Source organism: Rhizobium sp. RU36D (assembly GCF_900176345.1).
Classification (GTDB): domain Bacteria; phylum Pseudomonadota; class Alphaproteobacteria; order Rhizobiales; family Rhizobiaceae; genus Allorhizobium.
In genome coordinates, this window is sequence record NZ_FWXU01000035.1 from 1 (window position 1) to 18,639 (window position 18,639).

Consider the following 18,639-nt stretch of genomic DNA (forward strand, 5'->3'; position numbering starts at 1 on the left):
CGTCATGTCACGAAGCCCTCAACCAATAGCCGCCACCATCGCGGCGAACAGGGGAATTGTTTGCGAAACGCCAAGCCCTAGCAGGTACACCCTTGTTTAGGGTGAACGCCTGCGTCACCGTCTTCGGGCCATTGGCCCCGCGAAGGGTGATCTCAGGCGTCTCGTCGTCGTTGAAGATCTCATCACCGGCGCGAAGCTCGCTGCCGACAAGATCGAACACGCCATCCGCATCGTCGACCAGCGCATAGGACCATGTGCCGAGGCCGGGATTGGTGACGGAGACGGTTGCCACGACATCGCCGATTTCGACATCGTCTGGCACCTCAAGATTGGAGAGCGCCAGCCGCGGCGCGCGCATGTTGCCGACGCCGGGCGAAAACCCGACGCCGGATTTGGCGGCGAAAACCACATCGACCATGCCGGACCCTCAGCGACCCAGCGGCCGCTTGGCGACCCACCGGCCGTAAAGCGTCCACGCCGCGCCGATCAGCGCGCCGGCCGCCGTTGCATAGGCCTCGCCATCTGTCACGCCGGACTGCAACAGGCCGCCGATCGTGCCGGCGCTGGCGATGATGGTCATGATCGCACCCCAGGTGACATTGGATTGATACCAGGGCTCGGCATTCGCGGCATATTCAATCACCGGCTCGATTTTCGCCGCGACCGATTCGGCAATCTCCGGCACGGCCGATTTGTCCGCCGCCACTTCGGGCCGGGCAACCGCCGCGGCAACGCCGGCGACAATCGCCGCCTTGAGAATAGATGTCTTGGACATGGGGTCATCCCTTGATGATTGAGAGTTGGATCAGGCAGCCCAGGCGAGGCCGAGGGAGCGGCCCGTGCCGCGCCCGACCTTGCCATCGACCACGAGGCCGGCGGCCTTCTGGTATTGCCGGACAGCCTGGTCGGTGAGCTTGCCGAATGCGCCGTCGACGCCACCGGTGGCGAAGCTTCTAGCGGTCAAGACCTTCTGCAGATCGATGACGGCAGATCCGACATCGCCCATCGACAGATAGCCATCAGCGAGCGGATCGGCTCCAACAGGCATCATCCTCGCGAAGTTGCGATAGGCGCGGTCGAGCTTGGTGTCATAGGCGTTCTTCGCGTAGCCGGGGCCGTTATACCCCTTGGCAAAGGCCTTCCAGTCGTGCCGCGCCAGGGGCTTCGCGAGACCGGTCCCGATGATGAAGCCGACGATGCCGTCCAACTGCGCCCCCTCCCCGCGAAGGAAGGACGTCACCATGTCGGTGGCGCTGGCATAGCCACATGTCTCGGCATTGGCGCCCATGATCTGGCCTAGACCCCAGCTGCAGCTATCCAGCGCTGCCTCCGGGTTGATCGCCATCATCCGCGCAAGCCTGATATAGCGATCGTCCTGCGTGCGGTCGTAAGGCTGTTCGCCCCAAGACTTGTAGGCCAGCCCCTCCGCGACGGCTTGCTTCAGCTCGGCGCCCTTCAACAGCCGATGGAAATAATGCGGCTCGGGCAGCAGCTTCAGCCGGTTCTTGGCATCAAAGCCCGCGCCCGCTGCCTCCACCGAAACGACAGCCTTGATGGCCGCCACCTCGCATCCAATGGTTTTTGCGGCGCGCTCGTAGTCGTCCGCCGCGAGCCTCAGGCCCGTGCCGATCAAATTCATGGGTGATGTCCTCTTGGGGGGGGGAGCGTTAGGCCGAGAACGCGGCGTCGATGGCGGCGGTCGTGCTGATATCGCCGCTTTCGATCAGCCCCTTCACGCCGGCCAGGATCACGAATGTGGCGTTGACATGCGCCTGCACGGCATTGCTGATGGCGATCATCTGCGCGGCATTGATCGGATAGGTATGGCCATCGGCGCCATGCCATACCGTCGTCCAGTCGGGATCGTCAGCCGCTGCGATCCGCGCGCCCGCAATCATGATCTTCGATCGGTCGTCGGTCGCCACCGGTATGCCGGCGACCACAGTGCCGCCGACCTCGACCTGCCACCGCTTGCTTGCCGCGTAGGCGACGAGTGCGGCCGGGTCCAACGCGGCGATCTCGGGCGCGACAGGCTCGGCAAACACGCCGTTTGCAAATGTCCAACCCGCGCCAACGTCCTGCGGGCTCGGATGGCACTGATCGACGATGTCAGCGGTGAAGCAATCCGAAAGGGCAAACCCATCGGGAACGCTGATGATTTCAACGACGATGCCGTTATTGATGCGTGCGAATGTCATGTTACCACCTCACAACGACGAGACCGGGCGCCCCATTGCCACCCAGCAGCAGCGATCCGCCCGACGCGCCAGAACCACCGCTTCCGACGCCGGAGCCCGTGAGGCCAGTGCCTCCCAGGGTGGTGCTGGAGAGGCCGCCAGCCGCGCCGCCGCCCTTGTTGTAAATAACCAGGATCTGAGATTGCGTCGGCGTTGCGCTGGAGTTGGTTCCGGAGTATCCACCGGTCGCGCCGTCAACGCCTATATCCGCGCCGGTCGGCGTTCCGCCGGCGCCGCCATCCACGGCGCTAAGAACGCCATAGGACCCGCCGACGCCTCCGGTGCAACTCAGGTAGGACCCGAACGAGGATGACCCACCGGAGCCGGAAACAGATGACGTGCTTGCGACGCCCGCCGCACCAACGATCACGGCGATTGTCGCCCCCGGCGTCAGCCCGGTAATGCGCTTGTAGCCATACCCGCCCGCGCCGCCGCCGGCGCCGGAGTTGCCCGCGAGAGTACCGCCCGTGCCGTCACCAGACGCCCCGCCAGCACCACCAGCGCCCCACACCTCGACCTCAACCGAGGTGACCCCGTCCGGCACGGTAAAGGTCCCGGACGACGTAAAGACCTGCGTGCGATTATAGATCGACAGGCTCTTTCGTATCGCCGCAGCCAGCTGCAGCTCGTCATCGGGCGTGAGGCCGAATTTTTCGATGACGTCGACAATCTCCCGCTGTATCCAGTTGAAAACCGCAGCCGGCACCTTGGACCCGACCGGCACGGCTGGCGTATTGCGGTCGACATAGTCTGCGTCCGGATCAGTCGATCCGGACGGCGCATGATATCTCATGGTCTATCCCTCTTTTGGGCTGATCAGGCGTCGTAAAGGACGGGCGTCGTCCATCCAGGCGCGTATTTTTGCAGCAGGCAGATCAGCCGTTCGGCCTCGCCATAGGAGAAAAGCGGCGTGAAGCCGCATTCCCCCTCGCCCGCCAGGAAATAATCAACGGCAAGGTCGGTCACCCGCACGATCCAATAGGTTTCCTGCCGGGCATCGCCGACCGTGTGCTCTCCGCCGCATTCGGAAAAGCCGCATTCGAAAATGGCCGGCTCTTCGATATCGATGACAAAGCCATAGCTTGCGGCAAGCCGGATGAAGTCGCCGCCGGTCGCCACCACGCCGGCCGCCACTTTCGCCTCCAGCGCCCGGATGCGCTCTTCCACGCTGCCCGACGAGCCGACGCATTTGTCCGGCAGCCCGAAATCCCGCTCCCATTCCGGCAAAAGCAGGCTCACGCCGGAGACCGAGCTTTCCCGGATCAGCTGATATGCCTTGGCATAAAGCACCTGAAACGTGTCAACGATGACACGCGTCAGCCGCGCAAGCCCGTGGGTCTGTGGCATGGCCTCGCCATCGGGCGTGCCCCAGGCCGGTCCCTGCGGCCATGCGGCCAAAGCCGGCGACAACAGGTCATCATTGCCGGGATTGGCCAGCACATCCCATGGCACCGCGACCGTCGTCACGCCATCAGGGGCGCTGGCCACCGTGATCCGCGTGTTGAGCCCGCTGTCACGCATAGTCGACATCACCCAAAACGGGGAACTGCCCCGAGGTCAGCACGATATCGGCCGCTGGCGCCACCAGCACATGGCGGTCTTCGCCCGTCACGCCGGAGATTGCCTCCGATATCCACGAGCGCGACAGCGTGAACGTGTCGCCAACGATGCCCGGCCGGCATCGCGCCAGGAACATGGCCGCGATCGCAGCGGCAATCTGCGCGCGGATATCGGGCGTATCGCCCGAAAGCCCTGAAATCTCGACATCGACGATGCGCTCGGCAGGAGCTGCAGCCACGCTGTCATCCACCCGGATCAGCCGTGCCGCGTCAATGGCCGCCTGCACGGCGGCAACATCGCCGCTTTCGGGAATGCCGCCATCGCGCCCCTGAAACAGGAACAGCAGCAGGATCGACCCCGGCGCATTCGGCACGCGGTAGGCCCATGCCTTGAACACGCCAGGCACGCCAAGCGCGATCCGCTCGTAGTCGGTGAGCGTGCCCGCACCCGGCGGGTTCTGCTGGCGCTGCAATCCGCGCGCGCGCAGGCTTTCCAGATCTTCGAGATCGGCGCCGCCGCCAAGCCCGTCGGGTCCGACAGTCCATTCGCTGGAAAGATCGGGATAGAGCACGGGATCGGCCAGCGCCATCAGCCCATCCGCATCGCGATTGCCGGCAGACCCTGCCGTCTCAGCCGCGATCGGCAGGCTGATATCCCCGTCGCCATCGGCCGTGGCCTCTGCGGTGGAGATATAGACCGTCGATCCGGATATCAGGCGAATGCCGGCCGGATAGGCCGTCGAAGGCGATCCCGTTCCGATCGCCACGCCAGAGGCGGCAGCCGCCGGCTTGCGATAGATGCCGATATCGGCGCATCGCCGCACCAGCCATTGGCCTGTCGCGGTCGAGATGAACATCTGCTTCGACAGGAGCCCCATGCGAAGCTCGAATTCATGCGCCAGGACCGCGATCACCTTGACGATCACGGTCACGAAATTGTTCTTGAGCGCGGAATCGGTGCCCGGCATATATTGGCGAAAAGCGCCACGCAGGCGCTGCGACGCCTCAAGCGGCGAGCGGATGGGCCACGGCATCGATCTGCCTCCAAAGGATCTCGAATTTCTGCGAATAGGCAAGCTCGCCCTTGCGCCCGTAAAGCGCGACTTCATAGTCCACGCGGCTGGCCGCCCGGTCGACGGTCACCGTGACGTCGATGGAAACCACCGCGCCCTGGTCGACAAGCGTTTGCAGCGCCTCGCGAACGTAATCCTCGACATCGATTTCGATGCCGTCATAGATCCCCCTCCGCCTTAAACGCCACAACCGTGACCCCAAGGGTTCTTCACCCTCCGCAAGGTCGAAACTGTCACCGACCCACCCCCGGTTTTCCTCACCCTCGTCAAGCTCGCTTGTCTCGACACGGCGATCGGTATGCAGGCAGATCAGCACCTGCGTCGCCAGCCCCTGGCCTGCCCTGATATCCCCCGGCGCGTCGGGATGGTCGAGCCCGTTGATGGCGATGTTGCCCATCACGCCATCCCAGATCAGATCGGGCGCGCGATAAGGCTCCCGCTCGCCATCAACAGCGGTCACTTTCAGCATGTGTTTTTTCTCGGATCTTTCTTTGGGTCATCATCGGGCTTGACCCGATGATCCAAACTCAGGCGCCTACGCCCCGTTATTTCCGTCGCCGTCCGTCACGGACCCGCTCACGGTCACATTGCCTTGCACCGTCATGTTGCCGACAAACTCGAACAGCGGCGCCACCAGCCGGATCTTGGCGCCGACGAGGCTGATGATGTTGCCGCTTCCGTCATAAAGCGCAGTCCCGCCGGCCGGCAGATTGCCCGGCCTATGCTGCGGATGCTCGCCACCCAGCACATAGGCCTCATCCGGATTACCGTTCGGCGAAATCAGCAGCCCTTTGGCACCCTTGGGTGGCGAGGTTGCCAGGCCGAATGTCTCGATCCGGTGGATGCCTGTATGGCCATCCCGATAGGCGCCGCGCCCGGAAACGAACTGTTGCCCGCCCCGCTCTTCGTTGCGCCCGTCGAATTCAAACCGCCGCCCGATCATATCAAGCCATCCCTACTCGTCCGCATAATCGGCTTCGATTGCTCCGGGCGCGGCATAGGCCTTGCCCGTCTTGCCCCGCGGATTTTCCCCGCCAAGCGCGCGCGGATCGGCAAGCTCCAAAACCGCGACAGTCCCTTGGCTATCGTTTTGCATGAAGCGTATTGCCTTGATGATCATATCGCCATTGATGCCCAGCAAGTCGTCATAGACCGGCACCAGCCAATTTGGCTGCCAGATTTTCCCCCTGGCATCACGCCATCCAGTCACCGGTACACTGGCGGTTACACCCTTGCCAGCCATGCGCTTCGCGGCCCAAACGGCCCGCTGCTTCATGCGGTCAACGGTTGTTTCGCCCTCGTGATAAAGGATAAGCGGGCGATGCCGCATGACGTCCCTGTCGCGCGCCACGGCTTCGGGCCGCAGCTGCTGTTTGTCGACGCCATCAGTCGCCTGCCCGCGAACCTTGATCTCGCTGTATCGGCCCTCCGAACTAAATCTTGCCCTGGCACCCGGTAGAATGTTCTTCCCTCGAACGAGGCCGCCGGCATGGCGCCCTCCGGGCTTGTTCGCAATTTTTATCCGGCCTTTTTCAGTGTCATGTATAAGCGCCCCGCGCCCCCGCAAGCGGCGCTCTATGGATGACCAGGGGCTTTCGCCTGTCATAACCTTGTGACGGGGCTCGCTTGGAAAACGCATGTCGCTTTCAATGCCGATCCCGAAAGCATCAAGCTCGCGTGCGATCGTCACGATGTCCTTATTCAGAAACTCCCCTGTGGGATGGTCAGCCGAGCATTCCACATAATCGATTGTGCGAGACACGAGACTGACACCCAGATCGCGGGCTTCCGCATCATATCCTGTGTCGATATCTCTCACATACCCTGTCAGCATGAGAGATTTTCTGGCAAACAACTGCACCGGCTGTTCTTCCGATACCGGTATGCCTGGTCCGGTGATTACAAGGTCTAGCTGAGCGCTGCGCACCGCTTCTTCGGCCGAGACATTGATCGTCACAGCCTTGATCGGCGGCAGGCCGGGGCATGTGATTTTTTCAAGGATCATGACGCCAGCGCCTCGAAACTCGTCGGCATGATGGCGGGCGTCATCGTGCCGGAGATGTCAACGATCTCCTGCGCACGACCGGCATCGCCATAGAGCTTATAGGCCAGCACGGTCGATGGCAGCGAAAGCCCGGTTTCCACCCTCACCACAGGCACGGCATTGGCGGCGAGATCGGAGACAACTCGCACGCTGGTGCTGATCACGGAGGAAAGCCAGCCGTAAAGCTCAGCCCCATCGCCGCCCATGGCCGACGCCACCGCAAGCCCGCGCTCCCCCGCATCGGCAATCTGCTGCCGTGCCGCACGCGCCCTAGGCCTCGACGGCCAGTCGATCCGCGCGCCTGCAATGGCAAGCCCGATCGCGACCATCACGGCAGCCGCATCCCCTGTCTCGCCATCGGCAGAGGCAGGCGGCACGATCCGGCCAAAGCCGTCAGCCCCGTCAATGCTTTCCGCCACCACCCGCATCAGGTCCATGGCCTCGGCCGCGAAACCATCGGCAGGCAATGCGGCGGCAACCGCGACCCGTCTCGCAAAGTCGGCCGCATCCTCCGGATCGCTCACCAGCGCCGCCGCAAGATCGGCAAGCCAGGTGAGGATCACATTGCGATCCGCAGCCATCAGAACAACCTCCCGAAGCCCGCCATCGCAGGCGCGAAATTGGCCGCGAAAGCGGCGATCACATCGACGGCCCCGAGCGCCGCAATGGGTGCGTTGGTAGCAGGCACGAAATACATCGACAGCGCGATATGCCCCAGCCGGTCCTTCTCCCAGGACCGCCGAAAACTTTCCGCTGTCGCCAGTTGCCCGCCGGATATCGGCAGCACCAGCCGACCGGGACCGGGCGCCAGCAGCGCCGTGCCGAGCGCCGTCGCCTCGATATCGCTCTCGTCGCTGATCAAATAGCCGGTGACTTCAATGCCTGAAGTCGCAAGCCCCATTTCTTCCACAAAGGTATGCCGCCCCCCGGCATATTCATGCCGCACCAGCCGCTTGCCTCCGTCGAAATCGTCAAGCGATACCCAGAACGGCACGCCGCGATAGCTGGCGCGCCGCAGCGTTTTCGTCCAGTCGCGCATGTCAGGTCCTTCTTCCGGGGCTTGCCGGCCGGTTGGCGGATGCCGGCATGCTCTCGCCCATATTGCCGCTTACCGGGCGCGGCGGGTTGCTGAAGTTGCCAAGCCTTCCAATCGCCCCGCTCAGGTTGCCAGCCGCCGCAGTCAGTTGCCGGGCGGCATCCATGATCGCCCCCGACACATCGTAGCCGGCGACCTTGATAAAGGCTGCGGACTTCTCGATTTCGGCCGCGGCGTCCTTTCCTCCGGCCGCAATGGACCGGCTGGCATAGTCGCCTTCCTCACGGAAGCCCAGATCGATCTTGAGCGCGTCCTTGATCTCGGATGGATCAGGCAATTCAATGCGCAATTGCCTGACGCTCTCAGCGGCATCGCTCAATGTCGATGCTCCGATGGGCGCTGTTGGCGGGGCGATCGGGCCGGACGGCATTCCTCGTCTTGCTTCCGCAACCGCCGCATCGAATGTCGGTGAATAGACCGGCTCACCCAATGAGCCCGGCCTCGGAACCGGTATGCGCGGGCGCGAAAAGCCAGGAAACTCCGGCATCTGCGGCCCCTCGAACTCAGGTCTTACTGGACCCTGTCGCATCCGGTCGATGAATTCAGGATCGCTGTAACCGCCCTTGAGCGCGAGCTTGTCGAGTTCGCGGCCTTGCGACCATGACCCCAATGGCATATTGAGAGCCATCCAGCTTTCGCGCTGGAGATAGCCCATCCCCTGGTCTTCAAGCGCCTTGCGGATAGCAGTACCGCGATCAAGATCGCTTGTGGCTGCATCCATCACGGCGGTTGCTGGCCCGGCAATGGCGCCGCCCATGCTCGTTTTCAGCTTTTCCCAGCTAGAGGCCATCCGGTCGATACTGCCTTGCGTATCGCCAATAACCCTCTGAACGTCGCGGAAAACAGTGCCGTCGACCTCGGCAGAGTTCATGACATCAAAGAACTTCTGCAAGCTCTCTGGGCTGGTCATCAGTGATTGCATGCCGAGACGAAACTCCTGGTCGGAAAACAGGAGTGGCAACTTCGACAAGTCGCCATCAATAGCTTCATTGGAAAGCCGAACGAAGGCCGATACCGCGTCTTCGCCCGCCTTCGCAGCCGCCTGCATTTCTGATCGCAGATCGATCCCAAACTTCTTGAACTTGTTGGATGTCTCCTCGGAAAACATTTTTCCGAATATGTTCTGCGCCTGCGTGGCGGCGGAACTTGCGTCACCGGTGTCTTCGCGGATCGTTTGCAGAATGGCGACCAGCTGCTTCAGGCCTTCTTCGCCCTTGTAACCGAGCGTCGCGAAACTGTTGGCGAGCCCCGGAATATACTGCGCCATATCCTTTAATTCGAACTGGCCTGCCTTGCCGCCGGTCACCATGATGTCAAAAGCGCGCTGCAATTGCGTCGCTTCGATCTTGAGCGCATCGGCGGCCTTGAGGCCGGTATTCGCAATATCGGACGTAGCGGCACCCGTTGCCTGTGCCGTGGCAAGCACGGACGGAAGAAAGGCCAGGGCCTCATCCAAAGACTTGCCCGACGCAACCAGCGTATCCAGCGCATCAATCGCAGGCTGGACGCTGTCATAGGACAGGTCTTTTGAGATCTTCTGGACAGCCGCAAATGCACTCTCGGTCTGTTCGGCGCTTGCTCCAGCCGTAATCCCGATCCGCCCCATCTGGCGCTCCAGCGCGGCAAAATCCAGAACAGCCCCCTGGACGAACCGCCCGACCTCAAGCGCTCCATAACCCATGATGCCGATCCGCATCAGGTCTGTCGTCTTGTTGATCTGCTCCATCACGCGGTTGTAGCCGGACGCGCTGCGCTGGATCTGCCCAACCCGGCTGTTGAACGCCTCCGCCGTCCGATTGAACCGGGCAATCTGCTTCTCCACCTGCCCCATGCGGGCTGCGACCGATTTGAATGCGGCGCTGGTATTGTCCTTGCCGTCGATCTCCAGCTCGGCTTTGATTTGTCGGTTTGCCATGGGTCTTTTCCCTAAGCCGGCAACAGCCGGGTGACTTCGTGCGCGTAGCGCGGAAAGAGATGGCTCTCGATCAACTCCGCCAAAACCTCCAGATAGATGTCCGGCTTTTTGGTGATCGCATGCGCCGGGTTTGCCGCGAACAACTCAACAATCTGCTCGCGCTTGTGCTTGACGCCAGGCATCTGCGTTTCGAGGATCCGTGCGAAAATGCCGACATGACCGCTCTTCATCGTCGCCTGAAATGCGTGCTTGTAGGAGCCGCGAAGGTTGACGAAGACGCCGCTATCGGTCTGCACGGCCCCAAGCTTTTGCAGATGGACCCACCCCGATTGCACCACAAGCCGCGAGCTATTCCCCCCGGCATTGAAATGGCCCGTCGTCATGGCTCGCACCAGGGCAGGCGGCATCTTCGTATGTGGCGCATTGCGCGCCACGATCCGCGTCTTGGCCATGGCCGTTAACCGGCTCATCGCCCGGCGCATCGCCTTGGTCTTGATCTCGCCGGGCAAGCGTTCGATCGCCCGGCGCAGTTGCGCAAGGTCCTTGTCGTCGATCTTGAGATCCACGCTCATGATCTGCCCTTCCTCGGCATCTTCGAAAGCCGGTCAATCCAGTGGATGATATGGCTGAGCGGCTTGCCCTCGACTTCAGAGGGCTGCCATCCCATGCGGAACACGAGGAAGTCCGCCGCTTCCTCTATTCCACCGGCTCGCGAAAAAAATCGCAGACCGCCCTTTCCAGCCGCACCGCATCGGCAGCCGAGATCTGCCCGATCTTTTCATAGCCGGGGCTGGTGATCAGCTTCTGCAGATACTTGTCGATCACGTCTGGATAGGAGATGCGCATCACGCTCCCCTTGCCCGCCGGCTGCCACTCCTCCGGACGGCCGATCCCGTCCATGAATGCATCCTTATAGGTCGGCTCGCGCAATTCGACCGCGTCGAACGTCACGTCACCGACCCGGTATTCCCTGGAAAGCTTGACGGTCACCATGTCAGCCGGTCCTTGTGTAGCTGGCGGAATTGATGGTGAGGCCCGTCACCTCGCCATTCATGCGGTTCGTCATGGGATCGCCCACGACGAAGGCATCCGGGAAGAAGTGCTGCACGCTGGTGAAGTCCTCGTCGATCGTGACATTGAACCGTGGCGCCTTCATCAGCGCGTCGTGGTCAATACCGCCATCTTCGAACGTGATCTCGCACGTGCGAGGCTTCGGGGTGCCGATCCGGCTCACCGTGCCATCGCTGTTGGTGACCGCCTCGTTCGACTGCCCTGAAGTCGACATGTTGAGCGTGCCGCGCAGCGAGATCAGCTCGCCCGTGGAAAGGCGCATGCTGATGCGCCCGCCAAAATCTCTGGACATGGATTTTTGTCTCCTGATGCGTCGGGTTAGCTGAACTGGTTATAGGCGCGCACGAGACCCGCCAGGATATCGAGCGGGTTGACGAAGTCGGCATTGATCCGGATGTTCACCCGGTTGGCGTTTTCGGTATCGCGCTCGACCACCATGGACTCGATCGCCGCGACTGCATTTTCCACCACGCCGGGCATGGTAAGATAGGCATGCGCCAGCGTCGCCTTGATGTCGCGCACCGTCGTCAGGGCGTCCAGATTGGTCGGATTGCTGTCGGCAATCGCCTTGTTGGAATGTTCGGCCGCCAGCGCCGCGCGAAGCCGCTTCAGGAGATAGGACAGCTGGTAGACCCGCTGGATGTCCCGGAAGGTCGTATCCGGCGCCCCGTCGCTGGTCTGCTGCTGCGTGATGATCTTGTCGATCAACACGTCGCCATTGGTGCCGATCTTCCAGGTCGAGACGCTGTTTTTCAGGAACGCATCGCGCGTGGCATAATCCATCCAGTAGGCCCGGTCGCGCGGCGGCGTGAGACCCACCACGGGGAGGCCGGACTGGTTTCGCGACACGTCGCCATTGGCCCCGCCGGCAAACCACTCCGCCACCCGCGCCACCATCGACGACACCCAGATATAGTCCGGCTCGGCAAACCCGCCTGAGGCAAAGCGGGGGATCATGGTCAGGTGCCAGGTGTCTTTCGCCAGCGCCGCCGTCACCAGATTGGTGCTGGTGTCAGTCTTGGGGTAGAAAGCGTGGCCGTAAAGCTGCTGGATCCAGCTCCACCGCCCCGAGACATTATCATGGAACGTGTCGAGCAGCCCGATATTGGTGCTGTCGCCGAATGCGCTGATGATGATCTCGAAAGGATCGTCACCCATGGCGGCGAGAACATTGGCAACCGAGGGGGTGCCGGCGCCTGCCGTCGTCGTTGCGAAAGTCAGCACGCCGTCGAAGGCATTCACGCTTTCCAGCGTCGGAATGTGGATGTCAATTCCCGTTGCATAAGTGCCCTTGTGGCGCGCGGTGATCGTCACGACATTGGTCGAAACAGTAGACGTGAAGGGCAGCGAGGCGCCGGTCAGGCTGTTGTAGTAGCTATTGATCGCAGCATTGATCGCCGCCGCGACCGCGATGGCCGATGTGCCGGCCGCGATCTGGATGGCGATCATCTCGCCAGCAATCATGAGCACGCCCTGCCCGCCGGCGGCCGGCACGGTCCCGACCGTGATGGTTCGGATCTCCGCCGTGCCGCTATCGGCCACCCGGCCAATCCAGATTTCCTGCGTCAGCGTATTGCGGCGCGCGGCGATGAACATGGATTCCAGCATCGAGCCAGCGCCAGCCAGGAACCGGGCATCCGCGCGCGAATTGCAAAGCGCAACGCCGCCCTCGGCAAGCTCGCCGGCTGCAAGCCCGTGCCCGAGCAGGATAAGCCTGACTTCGTTCTGGAAACTGCCGCCTGATGTGACATCGAAGGTCAGGATCGGCGCTGTAAGGTTGGACGGAATGGCCATGATCAAGCCTCCTTCTTCTTGGGTGCTGGCTTCACCACCAGGTCGCCATCGCGCACGAGGCGCGTCTCATAGGCGCTGGCTTGATTGACGGGGCGCCCGTCCTGAGGCCAGTCAGGCTGGCCGTGCGGCATGCGGATGCGCTTGCCCTCGGCAGGCACATAAATGTCAGTCATGGCAGGATCTCCAATTAGAGCAATTCCAGCAAAAGTGGGCACGGGTTTTGCGTCCGGGATTGCGGCAAACAATGTCAGCCGGGTGGCGTTGTCTCGCCGGGCTCGTCGGGTTGGCCGCCGGCCCCGATTTCACCGCGCATCGTCGTCAGCGGCGTCGTCGGCACTGCTGCGAAATGCGCGGCAAGTTCAGTCAGTTTTGCCTTGGCATAACTTTGCGCAGGCAGTGCCGCGTGCACCGTGCGGATCGGCTCCGGCAATCCGCCGGTCGCGGTCTGGAAATCGTCGTCGCGGATCGAAAGATGCATGCGCATCGTGATCCGCTGATATCGGATGCCAAGCTCCGGCGCGCCAAACGGAAGATAGTCTATCTTCTCGACCTGCCGCACCAGATGGCGCCAGAAGAGTCCGGCGTCGCTGCGCTCCAGCTGGTAGCGCACCTGCGCACAAAGCGCCCCAAGCACCAGGCACCCCTCAGGGTCGGACCCTGCCATCGCGTCGGCAAATGGCTCTCCCCCGTCATTGGCCGCAACCGCAAGCTCCGCAACGATATCGAGGATCGTATCGGCTGCCGTGTCACGGGCGCCGGTCATGGGGCCGCGCAATTGCGCCGTGCTGTCCATGGTGTAGACCGAAAGCACCGGCGTATAATCGGCATCCTCTGTCAATCCGCCGATCGCGATCTGTCGGCTGTCGAGCACATTGGCACCGGCAAGCGTCGGAAACCCGGTCCCGGCCAAGACGGCAGCCGTTGGCCTGAGGATCTCGATTGCCGCGAGGCGCACGGCATGGGCTGATAGCATCTCAGGCCTCCGGCAGGGCTTTGGCGGCGGCAATCACGGCAAGCACATTGCCGAGGCCATCAGGATCGAACGAAACGATGGTAAACAGGGCATCGTCGGCGGTGCGTTTCAGGAAATCGCCCGGCAGCAACTGCCGTCCTGTAATGATCCGGATCGAAGCTGTCAGCTGCAGGCTGCGATGCGTCATCCGGCCGTTCCCAGTCATCGGCTGCGCCTTCGCATCGTTTTCCATAAGCGTGTTGGAATAGAAACAGGCGACCGTGTCATAGGGCGCCTCGTCGAGCGAGAGCTTGGGCTTGGCATTCTGGTCCACACGCGAAACCGGATAGACCGTCACGGCCTTGCCATGCACTCGCTCGACAGTGCCACGGCTGACCAAGGCCAGCCGATCAAAAGCGTCGACCATCGTCAGACCGTCGTCGCGCCGAGCTTGAAGTCGACCGTATCGGACGGGTTGGCAGCAGCGGCAACTGCGGTGCCAACCAGCGTATTGCCGGATGCCGTCTTGTTCAGGAGGTTATTGGTGGCGTCGTAGTAGAGCTTGTCGCCGACCGCGATGGCAAGCGCCGACGTCTTGGCGTACCGGAAGACGCCTTCCGTCACCAGGGCTACGTCGACGCCTTGGGCAGCCGTCGTTGACGCAATGCCGATCAGGGATCCGATCACGCAGATCTTGCCGGATACCGTACCTCCGGAGGGGGCCGGAACCGTGATGTTGCAGCCCGGCTGTACGAAATTTTTCATGGAACTGTTCCTTGTTGGGAGTGACGCATGGGCCGCCGCAGGTCAGGTGCGGCGGCATGTTTGGCTCACGTCAATTGAGGTCAGGCGCCGGGGTTCTTGTAGCCGTAGCGGAAGTCGACGGCGCCGCAGCCGAAATCATGCTCGACCGACATGGCCATGCCCTGGCGGCCGAACGGATTGTCGATGCGTACGCGCGGCGCTTCGTAGCCTTCGAGGTAGCCCCAACGATAGTTGGATCCGACCTGCGGATCCGCGAACAGATACCAGGTGTTGCCGCTGATCTGGGCGGTATCGAAGGGCGTCAGCCGGCCGGAGAAGATGTTGACCGTCGCGACCGTCGCCGGAGTGATGCTGGCGATCAGCTTCTCAGCAGACGTGATCCGGTCAGGACCCGTGACGATCATGGCCGGCGGATTGGCGAGCAAGGGGTTGCCGTCGATCGACTTCTGCTTGGACATCGCCGCCCGTCCGAGCGCGACGCTGTCGACATCGATCGCAGCGCCGGATCCAGCAAGATTGCTGTGCGAGGAATGGAACACCGTCTGCCCGTCCGCCAGCACCGCGTTGAGAGCATTGGCGTAGAACGTGATCTCTTCGAACAGGGCCACGGTTGCGCCGTAGCTCGCCAGCATTTCGTTGATCGCCCCGAGGTCGTCGTTGATCATGAGCTGGCGCGAAACGGAAAGCGCCTTGGCATAAGAGAGAACCGATGTGGTTTCCTTGCCTTCGGTGAGCGTACCGTACTTGATCTCGCCGTTCTCGGCGATCTTATCAAGCATCGGGAAGTCGCCGAGCTTGATCGACGTATGCGGACGGAAATCCCGGAAATTCCGCTGGCGCGAGATGCGCCGATAGGTCGGCTGAGCAAGCTGGTATCGTGCCTCAACCGTGCGGTTGATCGCACCTTCCAGGATGATCGGGAAGTCTGACGTCGTATGGGCGGCCGCTCGCTCGAACAGCTCTTCGATCTGCCGGGCATTGCGCGGATAGTTCCGTTCCCCCAGGCAGTCCATGGCCAGGTGAATGAGGCCATCGTCCATGCGGCTGCGTGCGGCCGCGCTCGGGCCGTTCTGCGGCACTGGCGACCCGATCCGGTAGGACAGCGCTTCGATCGACGCGGCACGCGCGACGTCACGCTCGTCATGATTGATGCGGCTGCGCGCCGGGTCGGTGCGATTGCCATTCTGGCGTTCGACCATGAAGTCGAAAGCACGGGTACGGAAGGCATCAAGGCTGGTGCCGTTGCGGATGGCGTCCTGGATGGCGGGCGCATCCATTCCGGCACGGGTGCCGATGTCGAGAATATCGGCCGCACGGTTCGCTTCAGCGCGGCTCTGCTGCTGGCCGTTCTGATCCTGGCCTCGGGTGGCCGGATCCCCAAGCTTTTCCTCTGCTGCAATTTCGGCGCGTTTGGCCTCGATTTCGTCCAGCAGCGTCTTGTGCTCGGCTTCGATGGACCGTGCTGCGTCAGGCGCGGTATCATCCTTGATCTCGCCGATCTTCTTTTCGGCCTTCTTCAAAAGCGTATCGAGATCGGACCGCAAGGCTATCAGCGCTGGCCAGAAGGCCATGACGTGCTCGCCAGACCAGCCACGCGCGATCTGATGGAACATGTCGGGTGCGGTGATCGAAGCTGCGACCGCATCGGACGCAGTATAGCCCATCAGCATAGCTGCCATGAGCGGAAGGGCGGCAAGCACAAGGGCTACCGCCACAAAGCGATAATGTTTCATGATTGTAATCCTGTTTTGGTTGCCGGCCCAATGGCTGATACGGGCGCCGCCGTTGGCGGATTTGGCGGTGGCGAAGGCGCTATCCGACCAATTGATATTGCCGCTGCTGCATTGCCATGCGGATACGACGGGTCGCGTTGACGTCGGCCAGCGCCCGATCGACGCGGCACGTGAAAAGACCGTCCTGGTCTCCGGATCGGATTTGCGCACCAGCATCGAAAGGTACCGGCACTGCGGAAATCTCCCACGGTTCCCAATCGATCACACGGTGCAATGGCACCGCGCCATCCCGCTCTTTCTTCTCGACAGCCCAGATGCGGTAACCGACTGATATGTTCTTGACGGTGCCTTCCACAATGCGCGCCACCCGATCAGCCGCGCCATCGGCTTTCGAGAGCATGACGCGACAGAAGCCACGCCCTCCTTCAACGCGGGCAGTACCGGGAACGACGGATCCGATGACGGCATCAAGCCCCCATCGCTGGTGCGTGTCCAGGAAAGGCGCGCCGGAATTCAGGCGATCAAGCCGGACGCTGCGTTGATCGACGACGAGTTCTTCATCGAATTCGCCTTCCATCCATGTCACGCGCCGCCCGGTTGCTCCAGTTGTCCAAATGACTTCGATCGTATTGTCGGTCTCGTCGTAGGATGCCGCGCGCAACTCAGCGTCGCGGTGCATCTTTGGGAGATGAATGACGCTAGTCATTGCTGCCGCCTCCTGCTTGTGCTTGCGGGGCCGCGCCGCTTTGTGGCCGGCGCGGGTCCAGATCGAACATCAGTCCTTGAAGCCCGTTGGCGTCGCAGAAACTGAAAAACGCTTCGAAATCAGTGACGATCGTGCGCCAGTCCCGTCCCCATCCGGAGATGAATTCCTGCGGCGACATTCGGCCCGACCGCACCGCAAGAATGTCCGCTTCCAGATCCTTCTTGGGGTCGATCGGCTCGATCGCGGGCATGACGTGCTTGACGCGATAGCCTTCGGGCTTGCGACGCAGTATCCCGGCCATCACGGCAATCTGTTCAAATTTCCGGTCTACCGGCCGGCAGAGCATCGGCACGATCACATGCCATTGCAGCTGTTCGATCAGGCGACGGAACTCGATTTTACCAGCGCGTAGCGAGGAGTAGTTTGCCTGTCGCAAGTCCCCCGTCAACTGGTCGTAGGTAATGCCTGCGCCGGCCGCCATGGCCATCAGCGCCATCATCGCCGCCTGCTCGAACTGGGACGTGCTGGACGGGTTTGCGAAAACGATATCGGCCTCACCAATATCTTGGATCTGGCCTGGCCGGATTTCGGTGATCCGCTGCGTAGTCTTCGGATCTTCCTTCGCCGCAAGCGGGTTCATACCGCCGGCCTGACGCTTGATGAATCCGGCAAAGCTCGCTTGCGTCTTTTGCTGGACGATGACGGCTTCCATCAGGTCGCCGACGTCACGGCCCGGAAGCAGCACGGGCGTGAACACCGGAATGCCACGCAATTGCCCGGCGCGCATCGGCCGATAAAGGTGGCAAAGATCCGACCAGTCGACAAGGATCGATGTCTCGACTTTCACAACGTCCTGATCGCCAGGGTGCTGCGGATGAAGGTAGAGACCAAGGCGCTCATTCCATTGACCTAGCGCGACACCGAGCCTTGTTCGCTCATCCGTCCCACCGCGCACAATGCGGCTATCGCGGCTCGTATCGATCAGGTCGCCCTCTATAACCTGCAGGCGAAAGGGAACGACACCGCGCTGGTCGTCAATCCGCGTCACCAGGTGCCGGGCAACACAATCGCCACCTTCAGCCATCGACCTGACCATGAGAGCCTGTTGCCCCCCATAGTCGAGAACGCGCTCAATGTCAGAACTCTCTTCCCACGCTTCGCGTGCATTGCGATAACGCCGGTCATCCCGGTCAGACCCGGTATCCGGAACCGTCATGATGCCGGTTCCGACTGCATGACCGACCAGGACATCCAGGATGCGCTGGCCTGCCCAATTATCACGCACGAAGGCGCGGGAACGGTCGCGAAGCGCCGATAGAGCCGCACCAACTTCAGTCGTTGCGGATGTCCCTCGCGATCTCCAGTTGCTGTTGCGGCGACCACTCCCGGCCGCGGCATAGTCTCGTCCCATGTCCAGCAGCTGCCGGGCATGGGCGCGCCGCAATCCAGCCTCCGGGCTGAACCATGCAATCGTGGAATCGATAAGGTTCATCAGTAGTCGCTTTCGTAGCGGGCGAAGATGGCGCCGCCGTTGGCGGGTGGCGTTTCGATCTCTGCCCTGATCACGTCGCGAGCCCGAAGCATCTCGGCGATCGAATGGTATTCAACCTCGTGCGTCTGGAAACGCACGCGCTTGGCGCCCGTGGCGATCGCCGCATTGATCGCGTCCAGATCGGTCTGCGTGAATGCCATGA

General features: G+C 62.2%; 25 protein-coding genes. All 25 read right to left on the minus strand.

Annotated features, from left to right (window positions below):
- Window positions 1–7: 7 nt before the first annotated feature.
- A complete protein-coding gene (locus B9A97_RS26835; protein WP_084368906.1) occupies window positions 8–418 on the minus strand; it encodes a hypothetical protein in 411 nt (136 codons plus the stop codon).
- Between the two features lie 9 nt (window positions 419–427).
- A complete protein-coding gene (locus B9A97_RS26840; RefSeq protein ID WP_084368907.1) occupies window positions 428–775 on the minus strand; it encodes a hypothetical protein in 348 nt (115 codons plus the stop codon).
- Window positions 776–805: 30 nt separating this feature from the next.
- Complete coding sequence (locus tag B9A97_RS26845; protein ID WP_084368908.1) at window positions 806–1,639, minus strand: N-acetylmuramidase domain-containing protein; 834 nt, start codon at window positions 1,637–1,639, stop codon at window positions 806–808.
- A 28-nt stretch (window positions 1,640–1,667) separates the two neighbouring features.
- Window positions 1,668–2,198 carry a DUF4376 domain-containing protein gene (locus tag B9A97_RS26850; protein ID WP_084368909.1) on the minus strand — a complete coding sequence of 177 codons (531 nt, stop codon included), beginning with the start codon at window positions 2,196–2,198 and terminating at the stop codon, window positions 1,668–1,670.
- Between the two features lies 1 nt (window position 2,199).
- Window positions 2,200–3,030 carry a glycine-rich domain-containing protein gene (locus B9A97_RS26855; protein ID WP_084368910.1) on the minus strand — a complete coding sequence of 277 codons (831 nt, stop codon included), beginning with the start codon at window positions 3,028–3,030 and terminating at the stop codon, window positions 2,200–2,202.
- Window positions 3,031–3,053: 23 nt separating this feature from the next.
- Window positions 3,054–3,758 carry a putative phage tail protein gene (locus tag B9A97_RS26860; RefSeq protein WP_179145413.1) on the minus strand — a complete coding sequence of 235 codons (705 nt, stop codon included), beginning with the start codon at window positions 3,756–3,758 and terminating at the stop codon, window positions 3,054–3,056.
- The gene (locus B9A97_RS26865; RefSeq protein ID WP_179145414.1) at window positions 3,751–4,830 is read right to left on the minus strand and encodes a baseplate J/gp47 family protein; all 1,080 of its coding nucleotides are present in this window, start codon (window positions 4,828–4,830) and stop codon (window positions 3,751–3,753) included. Before B9A97_RS26865 ends, B9A97_RS26860 begins: the two co-directional genes overlap by 8 nt.
- A complete protein-coding gene (locus tag B9A97_RS26870; protein WP_143530734.1) occupies window positions 4,802–5,338 on the minus strand; it encodes a phage GP46 family protein in 537 nt (178 codons plus the stop codon). The genes B9A97_RS26865 and B9A97_RS26870 overlap by 29 nt, the downstream gene beginning before the upstream one ends.
- Before the next feature lie 66 nt (window positions 5,339–5,404).
- Window positions 5,405–5,812, minus strand: a complete 408-nt coding sequence (locus B9A97_RS26875) for a phage baseplate assembly protein domain-containing protein (RefSeq protein ID WP_084368913.1) — start codon at window positions 5,810–5,812, stop codon at window positions 5,405–5,407.
- Between the two features lie 12 nt (window positions 5,813–5,824).
- The gene (locus B9A97_RS26880) at window positions 5,825–6,874 is read right to left on the minus strand and encodes a phage baseplate assembly protein (RefSeq protein ID WP_084368914.1); all 1,050 of its coding nucleotides are present in this window, start codon (window positions 6,872–6,874) and stop codon (window positions 5,825–5,827) included.
- A complete protein-coding gene (locus B9A97_RS26885) occupies window positions 6,871–7,494 on the minus strand; it encodes a hypothetical protein (protein ID WP_084368915.1) in 624 nt (207 codons plus the stop codon). Before B9A97_RS26885 ends, B9A97_RS26880 begins: the two co-directional genes overlap by 4 nt.
- Window positions 7,494–7,952, minus strand: coding sequence for a DNA circularization N-terminal domain-containing protein (locus B9A97_RS26890; protein ID WP_084368916.1), 459 nt, complete (start codon window positions 7,950–7,952; stop codon window positions 7,494–7,496). The genes B9A97_RS26885 and B9A97_RS26890 overlap by 1 nt, the downstream gene beginning before the upstream one ends.
- Window position 7,953: 1 nt before the next feature.
- Window positions 7,954–9,924 carry a phage tail tape measure protein gene (locus B9A97_RS26895; protein WP_084368917.1) on the minus strand — a complete coding sequence of 657 codons (1,971 nt, stop codon included), beginning with the start codon at window positions 9,922–9,924 and terminating at the stop codon, window positions 7,954–7,956.
- 11 nt (window positions 9,925–9,935) lie between these two features.
- On the minus strand, window positions 9,936–10,496 hold the full coding sequence (locus B9A97_RS26900) for a hypothetical protein (RefSeq protein ID WP_084368918.1): 561 nt from the start codon (window positions 10,494–10,496) through the stop codon (window positions 9,936–9,938).
- A gap of 124 nt (window positions 10,497–10,620) precedes the next feature.
- Window positions 10,621–10,917, minus strand: a complete 297-nt coding sequence (locus tag B9A97_RS26905) for a hypothetical protein (protein WP_084368919.1) — start codon at window positions 10,915–10,917, stop codon at window positions 10,621–10,623.
- A 1-nt stretch (window position 10,918) separates the two neighbouring features.
- Complete coding sequence (locus B9A97_RS26910; protein WP_084368920.1) at window positions 10,919–11,287, minus strand: phage tail tube protein; 369 nt, start codon at window positions 11,285–11,287, stop codon at window positions 10,919–10,921.
- 26 nt (window positions 11,288–11,313) lie between these two features.
- On the minus strand, window positions 11,314–12,789 hold the full coding sequence (locus B9A97_RS26915; RefSeq protein WP_084368921.1) for a hypothetical protein: 1,476 nt from the start codon (window positions 12,787–12,789) through the stop codon (window positions 11,314–11,316).
- Window positions 12,790–12,791: 2 nt separating this feature from the next.
- Window positions 12,792–12,962, minus strand: a complete 171-nt coding sequence (locus B9A97_RS29975; RefSeq protein ID WP_179145415.1) for a hypothetical protein — start codon at window positions 12,960–12,962, stop codon at window positions 12,792–12,794.
- Between the two features lie 74 nt (window positions 12,963–13,036).
- Window positions 13,037–13,762 (minus strand): hypothetical protein, encoded by a 726-nt coding sequence (locus B9A97_RS26920; RefSeq protein WP_084368922.1) that lies wholly within the window; start codon window positions 13,760–13,762, stop codon window positions 13,037–13,039.
- A 1-nt stretch (window position 13,763) separates the two neighbouring features.
- Window positions 13,764–14,168 (minus strand): hypothetical protein, encoded by a 405-nt coding sequence (locus B9A97_RS26925; RefSeq protein ID WP_084368923.1) that lies wholly within the window; start codon window positions 14,166–14,168, stop codon window positions 13,764–13,766.
- A gap of 2 nt (window positions 14,169–14,170) precedes the next feature.
- Window positions 14,171–14,506, minus strand: a complete 336-nt coding sequence (locus B9A97_RS26930; RefSeq protein WP_084368924.1) for a DUF2190 family protein — start codon at window positions 14,504–14,506, stop codon at window positions 14,171–14,173.
- An 80-nt stretch (window positions 14,507–14,586) separates the two neighbouring features.
- On the minus strand, window positions 14,587–16,239 hold the full coding sequence (locus B9A97_RS26935) for a phage major capsid protein (RefSeq protein ID WP_084368925.1): 1,653 nt from the start codon (window positions 16,237–16,239) through the stop codon (window positions 14,587–14,589).
- 79 nt (window positions 16,240–16,318) lie between these two features.
- Window positions 16,319–16,945, minus strand: coding sequence for an HK97 family phage prohead protease (locus B9A97_RS26940; RefSeq protein ID WP_084368926.1), 627 nt, complete (start codon window positions 16,943–16,945; stop codon window positions 16,319–16,321).
- The gene (locus B9A97_RS26945; protein ID WP_084368927.1) at window positions 16,938–18,437 is read right to left on the minus strand and encodes a phage portal protein; all 1,500 of its coding nucleotides are present in this window, start codon (window positions 18,435–18,437) and stop codon (window positions 16,938–16,940) included. Before B9A97_RS26945 ends, B9A97_RS26940 begins: the two co-directional genes overlap by 8 nt.
- Window positions 18,437–18,637, minus strand: a complete 201-nt coding sequence (locus B9A97_RS26950; RefSeq protein ID WP_084368928.1) for a phage head-tail joining protein — start codon at window positions 18,635–18,637, stop codon at window positions 18,437–18,439. Before B9A97_RS26950 ends, B9A97_RS26945 begins: the two co-directional genes overlap by 1 nt.
- Between the last annotated feature and the right edge of the window lie 2 nt (window positions 18,638–18,639).